20 protein-coding genes and 1 pseudogene are annotated in these 20,197 nt (G+C 68.6%); 7 read left to right on the top strand and 14 right to left on the bottom strand.

The features are described 5' to 3' along the window. Positions 1–39: 39 nt before the first annotated feature. Entirely contained in the window at positions 40–2,187 is a 2,148-nt protein-coding gene (locus tag AB0395_RS04980; RefSeq protein WP_366277179.1) for an adenylate/guanylate cyclase domain-containing protein, read from the bottom strand. 238 nt (positions 2,188–2,425) lie between these two features. Between AB0395_RS04980 and AB0395_RS04985 the strand changes: the two genes are divergently transcribed. Then, positions 2,426–3,418, top strand: coding sequence for a hypothetical protein (locus AB0395_RS04985; protein ID WP_366277180.1), 993 nt, complete (start codon positions 2,426–2,428; stop codon positions 3,416–3,418). 195 nt (positions 3,419–3,613) lie between these two features. Here the strand turns inward: AB0395_RS04985 and AB0395_RS04990 are convergent, their stop codons facing one another. The 4 genes from AB0395_RS04990 to AB0395_RS05005 all read right to left on the bottom strand — a co-directional run bounded on the left by AB0395_RS04990 (position 3,614) and on the right by AB0395_RS05005 (position 7,315). Continuing rightward, entirely contained in the window at positions 3,614–3,799 is a 186-nt protein-coding gene (locus AB0395_RS04990; RefSeq protein ID WP_366277182.1) for a hypothetical protein, read from the bottom strand. A gap of 290 nt (positions 3,800–4,089) precedes the next feature. Further along, positions 4,090–4,950, bottom strand: a complete 861-nt coding sequence (locus tag AB0395_RS04995; RefSeq protein ID WP_366277183.1) for a reverse transcriptase N-terminal domain-containing protein — start codon at positions 4,948–4,950, stop codon at positions 4,090–4,092. Between the two features lie 748 nt (positions 4,951–5,698). Continuing rightward, a complete protein-coding gene (locus tag AB0395_RS05000; protein WP_366277337.1) occupies positions 5,699–6,268 on the bottom strand; it encodes a recombinase family protein in 570 nt (189 codons plus the stop codon). Positions 6,269–6,721: 453 nt separating this feature from the next. Next, positions 6,722–7,315 carry a helix-turn-helix domain-containing protein gene (locus tag AB0395_RS05005; RefSeq protein ID WP_366277184.1) on the bottom strand — a complete coding sequence of 198 codons (594 nt, stop codon included), beginning with the start codon at positions 7,313–7,315 and terminating at the stop codon, positions 6,722–6,724. A gap of 322 nt (positions 7,316–7,637) precedes the next feature. Here AB0395_RS05005 and AB0395_RS05010 point away from each other — a divergent pair, with 322 nt between their 5' ends. After that, the gene (locus tag AB0395_RS05010; RefSeq protein ID WP_366277185.1) at positions 7,638–8,360 is read left to right on the top strand and encodes a DUF998 domain-containing protein; all 723 of its coding nucleotides are present in this window, start codon (positions 7,638–7,640) and stop codon (positions 8,358–8,360) included. 70 nt (positions 8,361–8,430) lie between these two features. On the opposite strand, the gene AB0395_RS05015 is transcribed toward AB0395_RS05010, so the two are convergent. Then, entirely contained in the window at positions 8,431–10,779 is a 2,349-nt protein-coding gene (locus AB0395_RS05015; RefSeq protein ID WP_366277187.1) for a Tn3 family transposase, read from the bottom strand. A gap of 49 nt (positions 10,780–10,828) precedes the next feature. Next, positions 10,829–11,089 (bottom strand): annotated as a pseudogene (locus AB0395_RS05020) (DUF4158 domain-containing protein); the annotation flags it as partial. A gap of 685 nt (positions 11,090–11,774) precedes the next feature. Here AB0395_RS05020 and AB0395_RS05025 point away from each other — a divergent pair. The 3 genes from AB0395_RS05025 (at position 11,775) to AB0395_RS05035 (ending at position 13,783) form a co-directional block, all read left to right on the top strand. Next, entirely contained in the window at positions 11,775–12,356 is a 582-nt protein-coding gene (locus tag AB0395_RS05025; protein ID WP_366277188.1) for a TetR/AcrR family transcriptional regulator, read from the top strand. Positions 12,357–12,428: 72 nt separating this feature from the next. Continuing rightward, a complete protein-coding gene (locus AB0395_RS05030; RefSeq protein WP_366277189.1) occupies positions 12,429–13,205 on the top strand; it encodes an SDR family oxidoreductase in 777 nt (258 codons plus the stop codon). 32 nt (positions 13,206–13,237) lie between these two features. After that, positions 13,238–13,783 (top strand): OsmC family protein, encoded by a 546-nt coding sequence (locus AB0395_RS05035; protein ID WP_366277191.1) that lies wholly within the window; start codon positions 13,238–13,240, stop codon positions 13,781–13,783. Positions 13,784–14,024: 241 nt separating this feature from the next. On the opposite strand, the gene AB0395_RS05040 is transcribed toward AB0395_RS05035, so the two are convergent. Further along, on the bottom strand, positions 14,025–14,636 hold the full coding sequence (locus tag AB0395_RS05040; protein WP_366277193.1) for a DUF6461 domain-containing protein: 612 nt from the start codon (positions 14,634–14,636) through the stop codon (positions 14,025–14,027). 247 nt (positions 14,637–14,883) lie between these two features. Here AB0395_RS05040 and AB0395_RS05045 point away from each other — a divergent pair, with 247 nt between their 5' ends. Beyond that, positions 14,884–15,537: a hypothetical protein gene (locus AB0395_RS05045; RefSeq protein ID WP_366277194.1), complete on the top strand. Its 654-nt coding sequence runs from the start codon at positions 14,884–14,886 to the stop codon at positions 15,535–15,537. A gap of 280 nt (positions 15,538–15,817) precedes the next feature. After that, complete coding sequence (locus AB0395_RS05050; protein ID WP_366277195.1) at positions 15,818–16,321, top strand: hypothetical protein; 504 nt, start codon at positions 15,818–15,820, stop codon at positions 16,319–16,321. A gap of 71 nt (positions 16,322–16,392) precedes the next feature. Here the strand turns inward: AB0395_RS05050 and AB0395_RS05055 are convergent, their stop codons facing one another. The 6 genes from AB0395_RS05055 to AB0395_RS05080 all read right to left on the bottom strand — a co-directional run bounded on the left by AB0395_RS05055 (position 16,393) and on the right by AB0395_RS05080 (position 20,091). Then, a complete protein-coding gene (locus tag AB0395_RS05055) occupies positions 16,393–17,307 on the bottom strand; it encodes a hypothetical protein (RefSeq protein WP_366277196.1) in 915 nt (304 codons plus the stop codon). A 184-nt stretch (positions 17,308–17,491) separates the two neighbouring features. Next, positions 17,492–18,181: a zinc-binding dehydrogenase gene (locus tag AB0395_RS05060; RefSeq protein WP_366277198.1), complete on the bottom strand. Its 690-nt coding sequence runs from the start codon at positions 18,179–18,181 to the stop codon at positions 17,492–17,494. Continuing rightward, positions 18,178–18,393: a hypothetical protein gene (locus AB0395_RS05065; RefSeq protein WP_366277199.1), complete on the bottom strand. Its 216-nt coding sequence runs from the start codon at positions 18,391–18,393 to the stop codon at positions 18,178–18,180. Before AB0395_RS05065 ends, AB0395_RS05060 begins: the two co-directional genes overlap by 4 nt. A gap of 5 nt (positions 18,394–18,398) precedes the next feature. After that, on the bottom strand, positions 18,399–18,602 hold the full coding sequence (locus tag AB0395_RS05070; RefSeq protein ID WP_366277201.1) for a hypothetical protein: 204 nt from the start codon (positions 18,600–18,602) through the stop codon (positions 18,399–18,401). Positions 18,603–18,770: 168 nt separating this feature from the next. After that, positions 18,771–19,610: an alpha/beta hydrolase gene (locus tag AB0395_RS05075; protein ID WP_366277203.1), complete on the bottom strand. Its 840-nt coding sequence runs from the start codon at positions 19,608–19,610 to the stop codon at positions 18,771–18,773. After that, positions 19,597–20,091, bottom strand: coding sequence for a hypothetical protein (locus tag AB0395_RS05080; RefSeq protein ID WP_366277205.1), 495 nt, complete (start codon positions 20,089–20,091; stop codon positions 19,597–19,599). Before AB0395_RS05080 ends, AB0395_RS05075 begins: the two co-directional genes overlap by 14 nt. Positions 20,092–20,197: the final 106 nt, after the last annotated feature.

Raw genomic sequence — 20,197 nt, forward strand, 5'->3', positions numbered from 1 at the left:
TATGCCGGTACGGCTTCTATGCCGGTACGGCTTCGCGGCCTACGGCAGGCGGGTCAGGACGTAGGCGTGGACGGGCTGTTGTTTGCCCTTGAGGGAAAGGCCGCCCAGCGGGCGGACCAGGGCGCCGGGGCCGATCTGGTCGAGGGTGCTCTGGCCGATCACGACGGTGCCGGGCTCGGCGATCCCCTCCAGGCGGGCGGCCACGTTCACGCAGTCGCCCATCGCGTTGAACCCGCGTAGCTCCGGGCTGCCGATGTTGCCGACCAGCGCGAGCCCGGTGTTGATCCCGATCCTGAACCGGGGGTAGCCCGGCGTCCCGCCCGCGATCCGCTCGGCCGCCTCCTGCATGGCCAGGGCCGCCCTGGCCGCCGCCGTCGCGTGGTCGGCCTGCCGGGCGGGGGCGTTGAACAGCGCCAGCAGCGCGTCGCCGACGAACTGCACGATCGTGCCGCCGTTGCCGAGCACGAGGGGGACGGCCGCCGAGTGGTAGCGGTTCAGCATCTCGACGATCTCCCCCGGCGTCGCCCGCTCGGAGAAGCTCGTGAACCCCTTCAGGTCGGCGAAGAGCGCGGTCAGCTCGACCAGCTCGCCGCCGAGCGCGGCCGTCCTGGGGTCGGCCAGCAGCGCGTTGGCCACGTCGGGGGACATGTACTGCCGGAACAGGGTCGACAGCTCCCGGTAGAGCCTGGCGTTCTCCAGGGAGATGGACAGCTGGCTCGCCAGCGTGGCGGCGAGCGCCTCGTCCTGCCTGGTCCTGCCGACCGGCACTTCGAGCGCGCCCGCGAGCCGCCCCTTCACGGTCAGCGGGTGGACGACCGTTGCGCCGAGCCGTACGGGGCCGTCGCCGGAGAAGTCGCGCGCGCCGTACTCGCCGGAGCCCAGGGTGATCCGCCCGTCGGAGACCAGGGCGACGCGCACGTCCCCGTAGGCCCGCCGTACCCGCTCCAGGCCCTGGGTGAGCAGTTCCCGCTCCGGCAGGCCGACACGGGCCCGGTTGCCCAGCTCGACCAGCGCGGCCAGCCGCTCGGAGACCTCCCGCTCGTCGGCCAGCGCCTCGCCCGCCCGGTCGAGCACCGCCGCCTGTCCCTCGGTGAGCCCGAACTTGCCCGCGAGCCTGGTCGCGACCGGGACCCTGCTGTCCGCCCTGCGGCGCAGGTGGCCGACGAGTTCTTCGAGCGCGTCCTCGTACTCGTCCCTGATCCGCTGGACGGTCGCCGCCAGCGCCACCGCGTCGAACAGGCCCGCGCTCGACCCCTCGCGCCTGAACTGCAGGTGGGCGCTGTAGGCGACGAACAGGAAGGCCAGGGTCAGCAGCACGTGCCACAGCCACCACGACAGGTGCCAGTTCAGGTGGGACATCCCGGCGGCCGTCGCCTCGGCCAGGAGCGCGTACGCGGTGACCAGGCTGATCAGCATGGCCGCCGGACGCCTGCGGTGCAGCTGGAACATCAACGCCGTCGCCACCGCGTACAGCGCGACCCCGAGCAGCTCAAGGCCGCCGAGCCCGGCCCCGTGCTCGGGAGGCCGGGCGCTCAGCGGGGTGAGGTCCGGCAGCAGCGAGGCGGCGGTCCAGCCCAGGAGCAGCAGGACGAGCCCGCCGCGCAGCCAGGCCTGTGCCCCCAGTACGGCGCGGGCCGCCCGCTCGCCCAGCGGCAGCGCGGAGACGAACGCGAAGACCGAGGCGACGAGCAGGCCGACCGGCTGGGACAGCTCGAACCCGTAGTTCGGCCCTTGGACGATGACCTTCGGCGTGGTCAGGCCGTGGATCAGGAAGAACCCGGCGGTGCTCAGGAAGACCAGCGAGACCAGCAGCAACCGGGCGTCGGCACGCCTGGCGGACGCCTGGCCGATCATGGTGCCGAGGACCACGTTGACCCCGGCCACGGCGAGGATCAGCCAGAAGTGGCTGATGTTGTCCTGCCATTTGACGTTCAGGTCGGGCGTGGCCAGCAGCAGCCAGAGCCCGATCACCGGCAACACCAGGTGGATCGCCCAGACCAGCGCGCGGATCGGCTGGGTCGCGGGCGGGAGGTACGGCTGCCGCGCCACGAGGCCCTCGTCGGCGGGGGAGTGGTTCCCCTGCCGCCGCCTGTCCTCCTCGTGGTCCTCGGTCTGCGCGGTCCTCGGGTCGTTCCTCGGCACGGCGGCCTCCGTGTCCTGGGAACCCCGCAGGGCTCCGCGACGCATCCGCCCACACCCAACGGGCGGGGTTCCCCCGAACGGGACCGATTATCCCGCACGCGGCCGATGCGGTCAGGCGGTCCACGCACAGCGTTCCGAGGCCGAAACGTGATGTTTCATATGACAACGGTTGGAACGGTTGAAGCGTGTACTACCTGTACCTCTCCCATAACACCAGGAACTGGTGTCGCAGAAAGGAAGCCCTGTGGCTTTCAAGGTGCCGGGCGCCCGCACTCTCAGTGTCATGGCCATCGGAGTTCTGGCCGGAACGATGCTCACGGTGGGCGGCAGCGCCGTCGCCGCGACGGCGGGTTCCGAGATTCACGCTTGTGTGAACAAGAAGACGCGTTACGCGCGCATCGTGAACCCGACGACGGTGTGCAAGCCGACCGAGGTCCGGGTGACCTGGGGTGACGGCGCCAGCAGCGGTAGCGAGACCATCAGCGGCCCCGGCCCCCGCGGGCCGCAGGGCGCGCCGGGCAAGGACGGCGCCCAGGGCCCCGCGGGCCCGCTCGGCCCGAAGGGCGAGCAGGGCAAGCAGGGCCCGGCCGGCCCGCAGGGCCCCAAGGGTGAGACCGGTCCGCAGGGTCCCAAGGGTCAGGACGGCCAGGACGGCCAGAACGGTAAGCCGGGCGAGAAGGGCGAGACCGGTCCTCAGGGTCCCAAGGGCCAGGATGGCCAGGACGGCAAGCCGGGCAAGGACGGCGAGAAGGGCGCCACCGGCGCCACCGGCGCCACCGGTCCTCAGGGTCCGAAGGGTCAGGACGGCCAGGACGGCAAGCCGGGCAAGGACGGCGAGAAGGGCGCCACCGGCGCCACCGGTCCGGCCGGTCCGCAGGGCCCCCAGGGCCTCAAGGGTCAGGACGGCAAGCCGGGCAAGGACGGCGAGGACGGCGCGCCCGGCAAGCAGGGTGAGAAGGGCGCCACGGGTCCCCAGGGCCCCGCGGGTCCGGCGGGCCCGCAGGGCCCCAAGGGTGAGCCCGGTTCCGGTGGCGGCGGCGGCACCCTCAACACCTACACCGCCTCGTTCGACTTCGGCGGTCACGGCGGCTCCAAGACCGTGACCTGCTCCTCGGGCAAGGCCACCGGCGGCGGCTACAGCGGCGAGGCCGGCGGCTACTCGGGCTCGGGGCAGATCTACGCGAGCGCTCCCAACGCCTCCAGTGGCGCCCCGACCGGCTGGACCGTGTCCGGCAAGAACTTCAGCGGCACCGTCTACGTGATCTGCCTGTCCTAGTCTCAGGCCGATCGAACCGGCGAAAGGCCTCCCGACCGACTCCCGGGAGGCCTTTCCCATGCCCACCCCCTCTCGGACCCTGTGCGCTCCCCCGCTGTCCACAGGAAGCGGAACCTCAGGAGAGCCTTGGGAGCATGGGGCCTTCGACGACGGTGAACGCGCGACGAGTGCGGTGAGCGGCGCGGGAACGGCGCGTTACCGGTCGCGGTCGCGGGTGCCGCCCCTGCCGACCGTCCTCCAGATGACCACCATGCCCATCGTGAGGACAAGCAGGGCGACCAGCACGATGACCCCCTTGATCAGGAAGTCGGACAGCAGATGGCGGACGAGCTCCGAGCCCTCGTCACCGGCCATCGGCGCGTACGGCGGGCCGCCGGTCATCGGTCACCTTTCCCGCGCCGATCGTCTTCGAGGTAGCGGGCGGCGAGCCGGGCCGCGTCGCCGATCAGGCTTCCACGGGATGCGCCCAGATCGTCGCGGGACGCGGTGCCCCGTCTGGGGTGTGAGGCATCGCGGTCGTTCAGGTATCGGGCGATGGCCCGGGCCGTCGGCTCGGCGTATCGGCCCTCCGCTCGCCGGGTAGCCCTGGTGCATTGCTGCACCAGGGCCCCCTCGGAACCGTGCGTGCCACTCGTCGCGGCACACGGCTCAAGCAAGCCGCGATGGGCGGTTCAGGTGTGCTGTGCTGGCCTCCTGCGTAGTCGGGCGAGGTAGCCGCGATGGCAGGAGGTGTGAACAAGGCGGGTCTGGCCATCGCCGGTTGGGCCGGGCCGTCCGTGGTGCGTGAGATAGTCGGCTGCTATCGCGCGCCGGACGACGTGTAGCCACCATCGCGCCCATTGTTCGGGCGACTCGGGCGGCTGGTCGACGGCGATCAGGTGGTCCCCGCAGAGCGAGCAGCAGCCTTCCTGTTCGATGAGCAGGCGGAGACTGTAGCGATCAAGCGGAGGCTTGACCCGAGTGCGCCGTTTGGCCCAGTACTCAGCCAGGGCAGGGTCATCGGGGGATGCCCGACCCAGGACGAGCGTGTGCCGGACGATGGGGGTCCAGGCGAACTTGGTGAGGTAGGCGCCGGTCTCCTGATCGCCGAACACCCACCAGTCGTTCCTGAACTTGTTGAACGTGCCGAAGTACCGGTCGACGATCCAGCGCCTCGGCTTGTTCGGATGGCCGCACTTGGCCCACTTGAAGGTGAGCCTCCATACGTAGTTGTCCAGGGCGGCGAACACCTTGGACGAGACCATGCTGCGGTAGTAGGCGGCCCAGCCCCGCACGATGGGATCGAGCCGGGCGATGACCGCGGTCTTGCGGCCAGCGTTGCGCTGCGTCACCTGCCGCACGCTCACCAGCGTGTTGGCCCGGCTCCGCAGCATCAGCTTCTGGAGGCTTCTGGCCTTGGGCCAGTCCTCCTCCTGAACCGCCTTGAAGATCCTGCACCGCAGCCGCCGTACCTGCTCCTCCTGAGCACGCCAATCGATGGTCTCCCACCGCTCGGCGTCCAGGCAGAGCAGTTCCTCGGGTCCGTTCACCATGAGGCGTCCAACTTGTCCCTCGGTTCCAGCGGAGTCGGTGCTTCGTCGTCAAAGGCTCACCTGCCCACGTCAGCGCCCTTTCGGGCTCGGGCACCGTGCCCGGTATCCGGCCGGTTATCCGAGACCGTCGCTGGAGGAAGCGACCTTGCCGTCCCGGTTTCCCGCTGCCTTTCGGCCGCCGGCCTTGGCTTCTTGGGCATCCTGTTCCCGCCGGGGGTTCAGCTCTCCTCACGGTCGGCCTACCGCTCTGATCACATCTAGAGCGGACCCCGACGGGGTTTCCATGTTTCGCACGCATGAGTCACGGCTGGGATCGGGCGTCCTCTGTACCCCGGGGGCGACGGTGTCTGCACGGTCCGGGTTCGGTCCCCGGCCGCCGTTCGCCGCCTTCCAACGGCTCGGCCCCTGTTCACCACGGTCAGCATCCCGTCCCGCGGTGTGGACATGACGAGGCATCAGCAAGGATTCACGGTCGTTCGCCCTTCCGGCCTTCCCCTCGCCTGTGGTCCCCGGACGGAACGGGCACCCTTGGGCTTTCCTCTGGGCTCCGCACCCCACGGTTACCCGCAGCGCACGCCAGAGCGGGGACAGGTCTCAGACACTGACCTGGATCACGGTCCCGACATCGCCGGGCCTCCCTTCTCGTGACCACTCACAACGTGCGACCTCATGTCGCAACCGAAGGCGTCCCCAGCCCCAAAGTAACGCTGTGTAGTTGAGCGGCCTGCTCAGCGGAGCGGCGGGAGGGCTATGGTTGCTGTTCTCTGGCCTCGGCCAGAGTTTTGTGCACGACGCCGACCGAGACTTTGACTCCGGCGGCGATGGTGCGGATGGATTCCCCGCGACGGCGGCGGTCGAGGATCGCGGCGCGCTTGTTGTCGTCGACGACGGGTCGGCGGCCGCCGATTTTGCCTTGTTTGCGGGCGGTCTCCAGGCCGTTCTTGGTCTTGCGGACGATGTCGCGGCGCCGGTCCTCGGCCAGAGCCAAGGCCAGGTCGAGGATGAAGGAGCGTTCGGTGTGCTCCCCGGCCGCGATGCCCTCCAGCACCTTGACGCCGACGCCTTGCTGGAACAGGTCGTTGAGGACGATGAGTCCGTCCAGGAGGTTACGGCCGAGCCGGTCGACCTCCTGGACGGTTAGCAGGTCGCCCTCGCGGATGTAGGACAGCGCGGTGAGGAGGTCGGGCCGATCCGCAGTGGCGAGTTTGCCGCTGGCCTTCTCCTCGATGACCTTCAGGCAGATCGGATCGAGGGCGTCGTGCTGCCGCTGGGTGTTCTGCTTGTCGGTGCTGACCCGGACCAGGCCGATGAGCGCCATCACGAAGCACACCCTGTTCATCAAACGTCTCGTGCGATGTATCCGAACGATAGCAGAGGACGACCGAAGATGAACGGGAAACCGAACACCCGAACCGGACACGGCGCACCGGGGCCCTGGTTCGGCGGGGTGTCCTTGTTATGTTCGTCAAACGCCCGTTAGATGAACACGCGTCGCCACTTTCGCGCCGTTGCTCGTCGGGCGAGATTATCGGCCCCTTTTGGGCACTTGAGGTCCGGAGAAGGTCAATCCGGCTAGTCCCGGCGACCAGCAACTCGCCAACATCCGCCGCATCTACGGCCCGGAGAAAGAGGCCCTCGGCGTTCCTGGCCACGACGCCGGAGCGGCGGGGCCCGATGGGGCGGGGCGCCGCCGCGACGTGAGGCCTTGGTCTAGGGACTCTCCTCCTCAGCTGCCCGGATGTCGGCGGCTCACGACTCCTTGCGGCTGCGCTTATCCCCCTCCGGCCTCCTCGTAGGGCGCCCACCCCTTATCGAGAAGGTGGAACCCCGCATCGATGGCCGCCGCTGGATCGGGCTCACGGATGGCCATGAGCTGAATCTGCAGGGCAAACCGGACGTAGAAGCGGATCTCTTCGCTTGGCTCCTCCAGCCCGAATTCCTCGGTGATCGCCGCGACCAAGGCATCCTCGTGGCGCAACCACATCTTCTCCGCGTGGTCGACCAGAGCCGGCGTCTCCTCCATGAGAGCGAGTATCTGGCTCTGCGGCTCGGATTTGAGCGCGGCGATTTCGGAGAGGTAGTGGGCCTTCAGCGCGTCGGAGATCGAGGTCCCCGCCATGCGGCCACTCACCGCAGCAATCAGGCGTTCATGCCGCTCACCTTCGTCACTGAAGACAAGCGCCTCCTTGTGCGGGAAGTGTGTGAAGACCGTCTTGGGCGACACATCGGCCGCATCCGCGATCTCGCGCACAGTCACCGCATCGAAGCCGCGTGCAAGGAAAAGCGTCGTCGCCGCCTCCAGTATCGCCGCCCGCGTCGCCGCCTTCTTGCGCTCACGTCGCCCCGCCGTCGCTGCATCCACCATGGCGCATACTCTACACCCGAACACTAAGCATATTGACAGTAAAAGTAGTCTCGATAGAGTGAGTGAGTGAGTGAAGTGAGAGGGTTCTCGCTCATGGCGTGCTCGTTGACGGTTACCAGGCTCCTGGCCATGAGGTCTTAGCCCAGTCGCTCGGGCCTCCGCGGCGCGCCGAAAATCGCGTGGTGGCACGCCGCCGCCGATCGGGAGTCGCAGGCACAGGCGAGCCGCGTCAATCTCCGGCGGTCCTCCCGCCAACCCCGGCTACCAGAAAGGGACACCGACCATGTCCGAAGCAGTTGACTCGAGGTCTAAAAGTCGCGAGATGCCTGCCTCCCACGTGCGCCTGCCTGCGCAGCGCCGAGTGGCGGGAGCGTTGCTCATCGCCGGGCCGGCGATCTTCCTGCTCGGGGAGTTCATCGCTGCCGCAGCGTGGACCGACCCCGCCTACAGCTACACGCACCACTTCATCAGCAACCTCGGAGTCTACGGGCCCTCGACTCTGTTCGGGCAGTACATGTACTCGCCCCTGGCCTGGGTAATGAACGCCGGATTCCTCCTCTTCGGGATCACGATCCTGGCCGGAGTGGCCACGCTGCGCGATCTGTCGGACGGCCGCCGTTGGGCCATGCTCGCCCCCGCGACGCTGCTGGCCGTCGGCGCCGTCCTGCTCGCGCTGTTTCCCGGATCTGGCGAGGCACTCAACAACGGCACCGGCGAATACCACAGCATGGGAGCCTTCGCCGGCTTCGCCGGTGGGAACGCGCTGGCCATCGTGCTCGGACGCAGGTGGCGGCGCATCGGCATCTCTCCGCGAATGGGGCGAGCACTGATCACGGTCGGCGTGATCGGTCTGCTTTCGATGGTGCTCTACCTCGCGATGATCTTTACTGCGGGCGACACCCCCATCGGCATCATCGGCCTCATAGAACGCGGCGCCGTCCACCCGTTTCTGATCGGCCTCATCTGCGCCGGAGCATCGATCTGGAAGCGGAAGACCGTGAACGAACCCCTTGCGCCCTCCGTCACCACGGATAAGGCGGCCTGACGGCGAGCTCTTCGAGCACCCACCAAAGACGGGCTCATGTGCAGGCGTCATAGACGGGTCCCGGCGGATCTCAGGCGGCCAAGCCGAGGTCGAGGCGGCGGTCCATATCGATGTCGATCCGGCCGTAGAGGTTGGCGTTGGACCAGAACAAGGGTGAGAGGCCGCGCTTGTCGGCGTCGGTCATCTTCTGCTGCCAGGCGGGGTGCTTCAGGACGGACTGAACCAGCAGGGTGTTGATGAACACCAGCGCGGACTGCAGCAGGTGCAGGCTGAGCATGGAGACTTCCTGGTGCTCCTTGTCGCTGCCGGGCAGGGTGCCGGCGCTGCCGTAGAACAGGTCCGTGTTGGCCGAGTTCCAGTTCTCCACGACCTGCAGCCCCTCGTGGATCTCCCGGCGCAGATCTTGTGAGGCGACGTACTCGGCGACGAAGATGCTCTTGACCGCCTTGCCGAGTTCCTCGATGGCCTTGTAGGTGGGGTGCTTGGGACCGCCGCGGGTGAAGCGGCGCAGCACCTGCTCGGCCTCGGCCGTCCCCAGCCGCAAGGCGGTGGCGTACTTGACCATCTGGTCGTACTGCTGGGCGATGATCTTCCAGTCGATCGGCTTGTCGGCCACCATGCCGCTCAGGCTGGACGGGACCTGGTCGTCGGCATCGGCCTTGACCAGCTTCTGGTGGGCGATCCGCTTCATCCGCGGCAGCAGCTTGAATCCCAGCAGGTAGGAGAAGGCGAACCCGACCAGGGACTGGCCATGACTGTCGGTGTACTGGCGGTCGATGGTGGCGTCGGTGCAGTGCCGCAGCACGCCCTCCGTCATCGCGGCGACCTCGGAGGCGTTGCAGGTTCGCAGCTGGGAGTAGACGCACACCGACTTGCGGTCCACGTGCCAGTAGATCATGACGCCGGGGCCGCCATACCGGGCGTGATACTCGGTCATCAGGTTCGACGACCACGACCCGAACTCCTTGGAGTCCGACGCGCACGCGGTGCCGTTGCCCCACCACAGCGGATCCCGCATCTTCAAGGTGGCGTTGACCAGGGTCGCGATCGCACTGCGCAGGTTGTCTCGGTTGACGAACAGGTGCCGGGTGGTGCGCAGCGCGGCCTCGCTCCCGCCGTGGCGGCCGCCGTCGGCGACGCGTTTGATCCCCACGTTCGTGCCGAGCGCGTACAGGAGCAGCAGCAGGCGTTTGCGGATCACCTCGCGCGCAGTCGCCTCCCTGGTCGCGACCGTGGTGAAGGCGTCGGTGAAGTCGGTGACGAAGTCTGATTCCTTCAGGAAGTCCAGCAGGTCGATGATCCCCCAGCGGGCGGCGACCTCGGTGTGCAGCGCCCTCAAGTTCTCCGGGACCTTCAGCCTGCCCAGGTCGGGGATGTGCCAGCGCGGCTCGCCGCGGTGCGTCTTCACCTTCGTGCCGCCGGACTTGTTCCTGCTGACTGCCTGACTGCAGGCTGCCATCGAGGCGCGCATCGCCTCCTTCAGCGTGGCGATGAACACCGCGCTGTCCAGCGGCTGGCGCAGGTTCTCGTAGTGGACGTCCTGGTTATCCCCGAAGTCGGCGGGCAGGTCCTCCTCGGGGTTGCGCCAGCGGCGGGCGCCGGCAACGTAGATCTCGCGGCGGCGCAGCGCATCCTTCAGCGACACGATCACGCACAGCTCGTAGGAGGCCCGCTCGATCACCCCGTTCTCGTCGACCACCGCTTCCAGCCAGCCGTCCGGCACCACCCCCGCGATCGGGACGTTCTCCGAGGCGGCGTAGTGGCGGGTCGTGTTGGGGATGTCGGCGTAGCGCTGCAGCAGGTCCGGGGCGTCCATCACCGGCCGGTAGGCGGTGTTGTTGCACTTGAACTCGATCGCGGCCAGCAGCTTGGGCGGCATCCGCCGGTAGTAGCTCGTGTACGAGCTGGTCGGTACGGTCCGCACCCGGGCTTTGTAGGCCCGGGCGTTCGCCTTGGCCTCGGCCACCAGCGCCTTCAGCGTCGCCTCGCCGCCTGGCACCGCGGGGAAGACCACCTGCCGGACCATGCCCTCCGGGGCCCGCAGCGAGGCCTCGGCTATCGAGAACAGCTTCTCGGTCTTGCGGTGCACCTTCTTGGCCTCGGCCTCAATCGCCCGCTCAACCTTCCGCTCCGCCCGAGTGTTGATCTTCGACACCAGGTCGATGAACAGATCAACCAGTGCGTCGGTGATCTCTGTCGTCCGCGACCACGCCAGCGCGGCCATCAAGGTCAGGCGGACCGGTGGCTGGTTCGCCGCGAAGTCCGACGGATGCGAGGCCATCGCTCGCGCCCGCCAGGAGGACACCAGCCGATCCGAGCACCCCCCGAACGGGTCCGCCGACAGCCCGAGTGTCTTCGCCCGCCGGAGCTTGACGATCTCCTCCAGCAGCGTCTCCAGGCCCAGCCAGCACATCCTCATCCGCCCGGGTCGACTCCCGAAACCCCAGGGCTTCTCGCACCTGCGCCCGGTGATACTCGATCGTCGACCCCGACCACCGGTACTGCCCGAACAACTCCGGTTCGACCTTCACCTGCCCGGCCACGTAGTCGACAGCGCCCTTGGGCACCTCGCCCGCATGCCGCGGGAACCGGCCCTCCTGCTCGAAGAACTTCAGCAACAAGCTGAAGCCCAGACGGGTCGCCCCCGTCTTGTTCCCCACCAGTTCCCAGTCGCCGTCCAGTAGCGTCCACGCCGCGATCAGCTCTTCCGGCTCCCACTCCCGACACATCCGACCCCGCTCTCCACCCGACCGTCTCCGACACGGACACGATCAAGCAGAACCCGGACTTGCCAGCCGCATTCACCCCTCCGTGACGATCACGAACCGCAATCGTGATTACTCACACAGCTACTAATCACTCTTAACGAGTCCAGCCACTCCGGCAGACTCGGGCCTGACAGCCGCCAGCGGGTGAGCACTCATAGCTACTGGACCTTGAGTCCCGCCCAAAGATCGTGCCCCTGCTGGCCGGCCGGGAGAGTTGATCGCCGCTGGGATGTCGTGCGGCGGTGTACGGGCTGTGCGAGGGCGGGGAACAGGCGTTCCTCCGGCGAACCGCCCGGTTGGAGACCGATGGCACCGTGCGTGAGACCCCGCGCCGTCCGGTCGGCGGGGCCCGCGCGTTCTGGACGGCACTGCTGACCCGACGAGCGCGATGACCGGGGTTACCGCCAGGACCTCTGTCGCGGTGACCGAGAACGTTCACCGGGTCGAGCACCGCTCATCGGCGCCGATCCACCCCGCCTCCCCGCTCGCCGTACCGGTGCCCGGCACGTCACGGGCACGGCGAAGGCAAGTGGCCACCACACCATGAGTCGGTACGGCGGCGCGATCTTCCCCGGCCCGCGCCGCCGTACCTCATGGAGTGAGTCCGCTGATTGACAGCCTACCAACTAGAAGGTAGAAATGCGGCATGGCAAGCACGGCGGAACGCATCCTCGACAGCGCTCAGGCGCTGGCGCAGGTGCGTGGGTACAACGGCTTCTCCTATGCGGACATCAGCGCGGAGCTGGCCATTACCAAGCCGAGCATCCATCACCATTTCCCCAGCAAGGCGCAGCTCGCGGAGGCGCTGATCGCCCGGTACCGGGAGCGGTTCGCCGTCGCCCGCCAGGAGGTCGACGACGCCGCGACGGGGGCACGGGAGCGACTGGCGGGCTATGCGGGCCTGTACGCGCAGGTGTTCGCCGAGGGCGGGCGGATGTGCCTGTGCGGTGTGTTCGCCGCCGATGCGGCGAGCCTGCCGCCCGGTGTGCGGCGGGCCGTCGCCGCGTTCTTCGACGATCAGCGACGGTGGGTGGCGGCGGCGTTCCTCGAGGCGGGCCTGCCCGCCGCGCGGGCGCGCGGCGCGGCGCAGGCATTCCTGGCCGCGCTGGAGGGTGCGCTGCTGTTGGCCCGGGCCGGCGCACCCACGGTGGACGATGCCGCTGTCGCCGACCCGGGGGAGGATGTCGTGCTGAGCGTGGCTGCCACGATGCTCGACACCCTGCTCTGAACGCCCCCGAGGGGGGTTTTCGCATGCCCAAGCAACCATCCAACTAGTAGGTAGATAATGAGGGAGAAGAATATGGCGCAGAACTTCACCGACCGCAAGCTCGTGGTGATCGGCGGCAGCAGCGGCATGGGTCGGCAGGTAGCCGCCGACGTCGTCGCCGCGGGCGGCAGCGCGGTCATCGTCGGACACCGCCGCGAGCAGGTCGACAAGACCGTGGCCGAACTGTCGGCGACCGGCAAGGCATGGGGCATCGCCGCGGATCTGCGTGACCCGGCCGCGGTGGCGCAGGTACAGGCCCGGCTGGCCGATGAGCACGCCGACGCGACCCTGCTGGTCAACGCCGCCGGGGTGTTCAAGCCGCTGCCGTTCCTCGAACACACCGCCGCCGACTACGACGGCTACCTGGACCTGAACAAGGCCATGTTCCTGCTCACCCAGACCGTGGCCCAAGGGATGGTCACCGGCGGGCGCGGTGGCGCCATCGTCAACATCGGCAGCATGTGGGCCCGGCAGGCCATCGCCGCCACCCCGTCGTCGGCCTACTCGATGGCCAAGGCCGGCCTGCACGCCATGACCCAGCACCTGGCCCTGGAACTCGCCGGCCACCGCATCCGGGTCAACGCCGTCTCCCCGGCCGTGGTGGCCACCCCGATCTACCAGGGGTTCATCCCGCCCGCCGAGGTCGATGCGGTCCTGGCCGGATTCAACGGCTTCCACCCCATCGGGCGGATCGGCACCACCGACGACGTGGCGGCCGTCATCACGTTCCTGCTCTCCGAGCAGGCCGGCTGGGTCACCGGCGCGATCTGGGACGTCGACGGCGGCGTCATGGCCGGACGTAACCAGTGACCATCGCCGACCATCCCACCCAGGGGTCCCTCATGAACGGCATCGACACCACCGCCCTGACCGACTTCGCCACCGCCGTCACCGCCGACCCGAAAGCCGGTGAAGCCCGCTTCGCCGTCGACACCCACTGGCAGGGCGGCACCCGCAGTCGCGCCCAGGTCGGCTCCTTGCGCCTCGGCGGACAGGAGCACGCCCGGCGGTTCACCATCGACGCCGACGAGCCGCCCAGCCTGCTCGGTGACGACACCGCCCCCAACCCGCAGGAGCTGCTGCTGGCCGCCCTCAACGCCTGCGTGACCGTCGGCATCGCCGCCACCGCCGCCCTGCACGGCGTCACCCTGAGCGCGCTGCGGATCCGCACCAACGGCACCCTGGACCTCCGCGGCTTCCTCGGCCTCGACCCCGGGGTCAATCCCGGCTACGACGTGGTCGACATGCGCATCGACGTCACCAGCCCCGCGGCCGACAGCGACGTCCGCGCCGTCATCGACGCCGCTCTGCTCGCCTCACCGAACCTCAACAACTTCCGCCGCGCCATCAACGTGACCCCCACCATCACCACCAGCACGGACGCCTGACCCCAGTGCCGGGTTTCCGGTTCACCCCCTGAAGCCGGTACGGCGGCGCGACCTTCCCCGGTCCGCGCCGCCGTACCTCTGACTCCCGAGGCCGGGGCACGAGGAGCTCGGGCTGACCGTCACCGCCGACGGCCGCCAGGAGGTGTGGCGGGGCGAGCCGTCCGAGCCCGTCCCGCAGCCCGTACCCGCACGCCGAGAAGGACGAGGTTCCGGCGTCGCCGGAGACGATGGGCACGCCGATTCAGCTGTGGGGGATGACGAAGCGCGTGTGGGGCGAGTCGAGCCACGTTCTGTCGATCTCCTGGCCGGTGATCCGGCCAGCCAGGACGAACGCCGAGTTGAGGCTCTCCTCCACGATGGGGTCGTCCTCGTCGAGCTGGAATCTCAGCCCTTCCATCAAGGGGTCCAGCGCGTCCGGAGCGCTTCCTGACTGAGGCTCCGGATAGGTGATCTCGAACCTCGTCACGATCTCACCGTCGACCGCGTAGATGAGATCCGTGTTTCCCTTGAAGCACCAGCTGATGCTCAGCGCGCGACCGCCGCCATCCGAGAGGCGGGAGATGTTCTCCTCCAGCGTGCAGTCGTACCCCGCGACCTGGAGCGCCAGCGTCCACGCTCCCGCCGGTCCCACCAGGAGCAGACCGTCTCCCACGTTCATTTCCAGATCATCGACGACGGTCGCGAGACGGCATTTCCTGGCCGACTCCGGGTTCGCCCCCAGCCGTTTCGCGACTTCCTGGACCCCGATCCCCTCGCACCAGACCGCGGCGAACTCCGCGAACGGCATGACCTCGTCGTCGTACAGCCGTACGTAGGAGAACAGCAGGTCGTACAGGTCGGTCCTGGGGCTCATCCGGATCCCTCCAAAGCGGTTCAAACTGTCTCGTGCCGTGGCCACCCGTTCTCCGGTCGGCACTCGCGCCGCGCGATACGGAGACGTGCCTTTCACGCGTATGGAGACGTGGGAGGCGGTCCCCGCGGAGAGGGGTGACGCGCGTCGCCTCTCCCATGGTCCCGGTTGCGGCCTGACGCCACCGATGTCCGGAGAGATCGGCGTCTATCGTACGGATCACGGGAGTCGTGGCGACGGGAAGGATCACGTGGGCGAGTTCTGGATGGGGGTCGTCAGTTCGGTGGCCGCGAGCGGCCTGCTCGTGGGATTCGGCTGGATCACATCGTCGAACATGCGGAGACGAGTACGGCGCGCTCTGCTCCAGGTCACGGGAGCGGGGGTGCTGGAGACCTTCAAGAGCCAGCGGGAGGCCGCGCCCGCCGTCGCGGCGGCCCTGGCCGAGGCCCGTAGCGTCCGCGTGTTCGCCGGGCGGGGCAACGAGCTCACCCGGGACACCTTCCACTCCCTGTGGGAGACGGGAGCGCGCAAGAAGAGCGAGGTCAAGGTGCTGCTCCCCGATCCCGATGAGACAGGCCCGGGAAGCTGGATCGACGACCACGAGCAGGAAGCCGTCAAATACGACGGCGGCCAAGCCGGAGGCCTGATCGTCCACCAGATCCGCGTCAACGTCGCCTACATCGAGAACGTGGCCAAGAACCTCGACCACGTCGAGCTGGCCCTCTACGACTATCCGTCCATCGGACGTCTCGTGATCACCGAGAAGGTCGCCTTTCTCACGGCCTACTCGGACATACGCCACGGTGCCGACTCTCCGTGCGTCATGCTGTCGGCGGGCCACCCGCTGTACGACTTCGCCGCCCGGCTCTTCGACAAGGTATGGCAGACCAGCCGCCGTCCCTGAACCTCCCGAGCATGACGCCATCGAGGAGGCGGCCCGACTGCTCGAACATGTTGTTCGCAGAGATTCGCCTCCATGGCCTCTCGGCTTCACCGATTGGCAGATTTCCGTTTTAGCGCGCGTCAAGCGAAGACTCTGTCCCGATCAGGCCGTCTACGGGTAGTGACTGGATTGACCGGTTTCTGTGAGAGTGGAGGCGAAGGCCCCGGCGGGCCGGTGCCGACGATGGTGGCCGCCGGGCTGTCGAGCTGCCCGTCCACCTGTCACAGGAACGGAGAACGGCATGACCGCCCCCAAGCTCGAACCGGGATACAACCTGGTGACCTACGCCCAAGGACAGCTCCAGCCGATCGCTGATGAAATCGGACAGGATGCCGAAGAACTGGCATGGACCTACGTCCAGGCCATCTCGGCCGAGCCGCGGATCACCCTCCAGCCTCGGGAAGAGGGGGAAACGGAGACCCACAAGGAGTACGTCCTCACTCTCATCACCGGCGTGCACTCCCTGCTGGTCGCGGTGGACACCCATCCCGGCGACAACTGGACGGCGGATGTGGCCATGACGTCCACGGCCTTCGGCCACAGCCTGGACCCTTCGAGCCTGCGACTGTCCGGTGCGGAGAGCGAGGGAACGATCCACCCGTCGCTCGTCGTCCACAGTGCCGATGTGACCCTCGGCTTCTACGGCCCCGGCCTGACCTTCGGTGTGTCAGGTCAGTCCTGGTACCGGACCCTCGGCAAGCACACCCAGGACTTCACGTTCGAGGACCTCTTCAGCCTCCAGTAGGCCCGGCTCGACGGGCCGCCGTCCCTGAGCCCGTCCCAGATGGATCGGCGATGGCCGGGGACGGCTGTTCGCTACTCGATCTCGCCGAGGTCGAAGGCGACGTCAGTGAGGTGCACCGTCCGCACCTCCGGGTCGTCGAGGAGCTTGCGCAGGTCGGCGAGTTTCCAGCGGTCGATGACGAGCCCGTGCACGACGCCCTCCTTGGCCGCCTCGGTGAGCCACTCGTGGTCCAGCCCGAACTCGCTGAGGTCGTCCCCCTCGTCAAGCAGCCTGACCCACCTGCGGAACTCCGCCAGCGCCGCCTCGGGCTCGGTCTCGCACTGATAGCTGAAATCCGCCCGGATGTACTCCTCGGTCATGTCGCGGTTCCAGACGACCGCGTTCAACGGGGGATCGCCGCTGGAGTCGTCGTAGGAGTACGGGGAGTAGACGTAGGAGACGTCCGTCCCTCCGCAGAGTTTGTGCCTGCGATTGAAGGCGACGAGCCGCTCGGCGGTCATCGCGTGTGCGAACTCCACGACCGCGACGGCGTCGAGCGTCTGGGGGAGCCCGTCGATGGTCTTCCGGGCCTTCTCCGCCAGTTCCTTGTCGACTCCGGGGTCTGTCTCCACGGAGGCGATCGCGTCGCCCAGGCTGCCGGACGGCCCGTCGAGGGAAGGGGCATGGACGGTGCCGAACAGGTTCTCTGTGATTTCGTACCTCCTCCCGCCCTCGCTGCGACCGGCCCTGCGTGGCTCTCCCCACAGCGTGTAGGTCGTCTCCAGCAGTCCCCCACCGTCGCTGTAACCGTCCGTCAGGCGTTTGTCCGGGTTCGCGACGCGGGCGGCCGTGCCGTACACCTGGGCTGTCTGTTCGTCCTCGAAGTCAACGAACACCCACAGAACCCGCTCGACCACGTTGACGGCCAGGAACAGCGCCACGCTGACGGCCAGGACCTTGAGAAGGGACCTGGCCACGTACGCCCAGTCAGGCTCTTTCACGTTCACCGCCGCGTACTCCTGCGATCCAGATCAAAAGGGGTACGGCGTACCATAGTCGCCAGCAACCGGCGTGTAGCTGGAAAGGGCTCTGCGGGGCGGACGATTCACAGCGGGCTCCGGGGGCGCCTCGCGGATCGGCGCACCTTCAGGAGTGCGGGGCCGTTCCCGGGGCGCCGGTTGCCGCGCCTTCTCAGATTGTGACGGCGAGCTTGCCGACCGTTCCCGCGGTGAAGTCGGCGATCGCGCGCGGCGTCTCGGCCAGGGGATACGAGCGGGCCACGGGCACCCGCAGGCGTCCTTCGGCCGCGTCGGTGGCGAGCCGGGTCAGGGTGGCCGGGTTCGGGTCGGCCATCACCGCCGTGGCCTTGATGTCCCGTTCGGACTCGTCGGGCAGGTAGTGCAGGGTGGAGGCCAGTCGTCCGCCGCCGGTCAGAAGGGCGGCGACAGCCGGGCCGTCGCCCGCCAGGTGCAGGGCGGCGTCCACCCCGCCGGGTGCGATCGCCTGGACCTGCGCTCGCAGGTCGGTGTGGTCGACGGCCCAGGTGGCGCCCAGGCCGGTGACGAAGGCGGCTTCGGCGCCCGGCCTGGCCGTGGCGATCACCCGGGCACCGCGCGCGGCGGCCAGTTGGACGGCGAAGGCGCCCACGCCGCCGGTCGCGCCGGAGATCAGGATGGTCTCTCCCGGTGCCGGTGCGACGGCGTTGAGTGCGGCGGTCCCGGCCAGGCCCAGCGCACCCGCGCGGGTGTGGCCGAGTCCCTCGGGGATCGTGGCCAGGCCGTACTGCTCGCTCACCACCACGTACTCGGCGAAACCGCCCTGGCCGAGGGTGGGGCGCATGACGACGCCGAACACGTCCTCACCCGGCTTCAGGCTGGTCACGTCCCCACGGTGCCTGCGAAGTCCTTACCGAGCACGACGGAGAACTCGTAGTCGTACACCCCCTTGAGGTAGCCGCCCAGCACGCCGAGGTCGAAGCCGTTGACCGAGGAGGCGAGTACCTTGACCAGCACCTCGCCGGGCCCCGGCTCGGGCACGGGCAGGTCGGCGGCCTCCAGGTCGGCGCCGAAGCCGGTGAAAGCCATGGCACGCATGATGATCACTCCGTTTCCGTGGAAGCTTCCGGGGAAGCCGTGGTGGCCTGCCGCCAGGAGGCGTGCAGGACGGCGACGGCGACGGCCAGTTCGGCTTCGTCGCGAGGGGCGTAGAGCATCACGATCGTGTCGGGCCACTGGGGGCGTCGGCTGATCGGAACCCTCACCCCGGTCGGGCAGACGCTCTCGGACCAGGTGTCCGGGCTCATCGCCTGGGCAGGGCGGCACCGGGAGTACGTGGCCTCCTCCCGCCTGCGTTATGACACGTCGCAACCGGCGAAGTAGAGCGGACCAGCCAGGTCGTCAACGCGACTGAGGTGTTCGATTTGTTCGGCTGCGTCAGGTTGGGCATGTCCTCCCACCCGGCGCGGCCCCTCTCACGAAGAGGACGGCCCGCCCGGACGGTTCGCCGCGAGGAAGTCCGTGATGAGTGTGGTGACCGCCTTCGGCTGCTCGGCGAGCATGTTGTGACCGGCGTCCACCTCTTCGACGTGAACGTTGGGCGGTACGTCGGCGAGGTCGCGCCGGATCCCTCTCCTGAACGCCTCCATCAGCTCCCCGCCCTGCATCCCCGGCGGGTCCTGGGTCGGGATCACCACCAGCGCGGCGCAGGTGACCTGGCGCAGCAGCGGGATCGTGTCGCGGAACTCCGGCGTGTACCGCACCGCCTTGAGGAGCTCCGTACCGGGCCGGGCGTAGGTTTTCCCGTCCCTCTCCGTGAGAGCCCTTCTGGGGACCATCCCCTGGAACTCGACAGGAAGCGGCTGCCCCATGCTCGCGGCCTGGGCGTCGAAGACGGCCTTGAGGTGCGCTAGCTCCTGGTCCCGTGTGGCCGGGTCCATCCCCGGATAGTTGTCCGGGTCGTTCTCGGCGGACCGCAATCCGTCCAGGTTGACGATGCCGGGGCATTCGGGATGCCGCAGTGCCCACAGTACGGCGAGCATTCCGCCCAGCGAGTGTCCGACGATCGCCGGGTTGCCCAGGTCGAGATGCCGCACCACGGCCTCGACGTCGTCCAGGACCCTCTCCCACTCCCACGGCCCGTCGCCGGACAGACCATGGCCCCGCAGGTCCATGGCGACAAGCCGGTGGTCTCCGAGTTCCAGGACGTCCCAGGCCTCCAGCGTGCCGCCGAGCCCGTGGAGCAGGAGCACGGGTTCGCCGGGGCCGCCGAAGTCCCGTACGGCGAGGGGGATCTCGTGGTCAGTGACTGTCACGTCGTGCGGCATGGCGCTCCTGAGGTTGGTTCAGTCGTTGGCGTACTGATTCCGTGGTCACCCCGCCGTCGGGATGCCGGTCGAGCTTCGCGCGTTTGACGAGGTCGTGAACTCCCTGCCGGGTGATGCCGAGCATCGCCGCGGCCGTGGCGAACGGCACCGCGTCCTTGCCCGGGTGGCCCGCGCGCCTGGCCACCGCCCGGCCGAAGGCGGTGCGCCACCATTCGTCGGGCGGATCGAACGGACCGTCTCCGGGAAACACCGCCGCGATCAACCGCGCCGCCGTGTGAACCGCGAGCCTGTCGTCGGGGCCCAGTAGTTGCGCGGCCCAGACCTCGGCCTCGATCCGCAACCGCTCCCTGACCGGGCCCACCTGTTCGTCCGAGCCGAACAGGATCTCCAGCGGGTCGACGATCCGTTGCTCGATCAGCCTGGTCAGCTCACCGGTCAGGGCGACGTGCTCGCTCGTGCTCGCTCTCACTTGACGAACAATAGCAAGTACTTGCTCTCGGGCGTCAAGTAGTCCTTTCTCTCAGCCGATCTCCATGGTGGGCATCGTCTGGGCGGCCCAGAGGCGAGGCCGCCTT

Source organism: Streptosporangium sp. NPDC051023 (assembly GCF_040689595.1).
In the GTDB taxonomy this organism is placed as follows: Bacteria; Actinomycetota; Actinomycetes; order Streptosporangiales; family Streptosporangiaceae; genus Streptosporangium.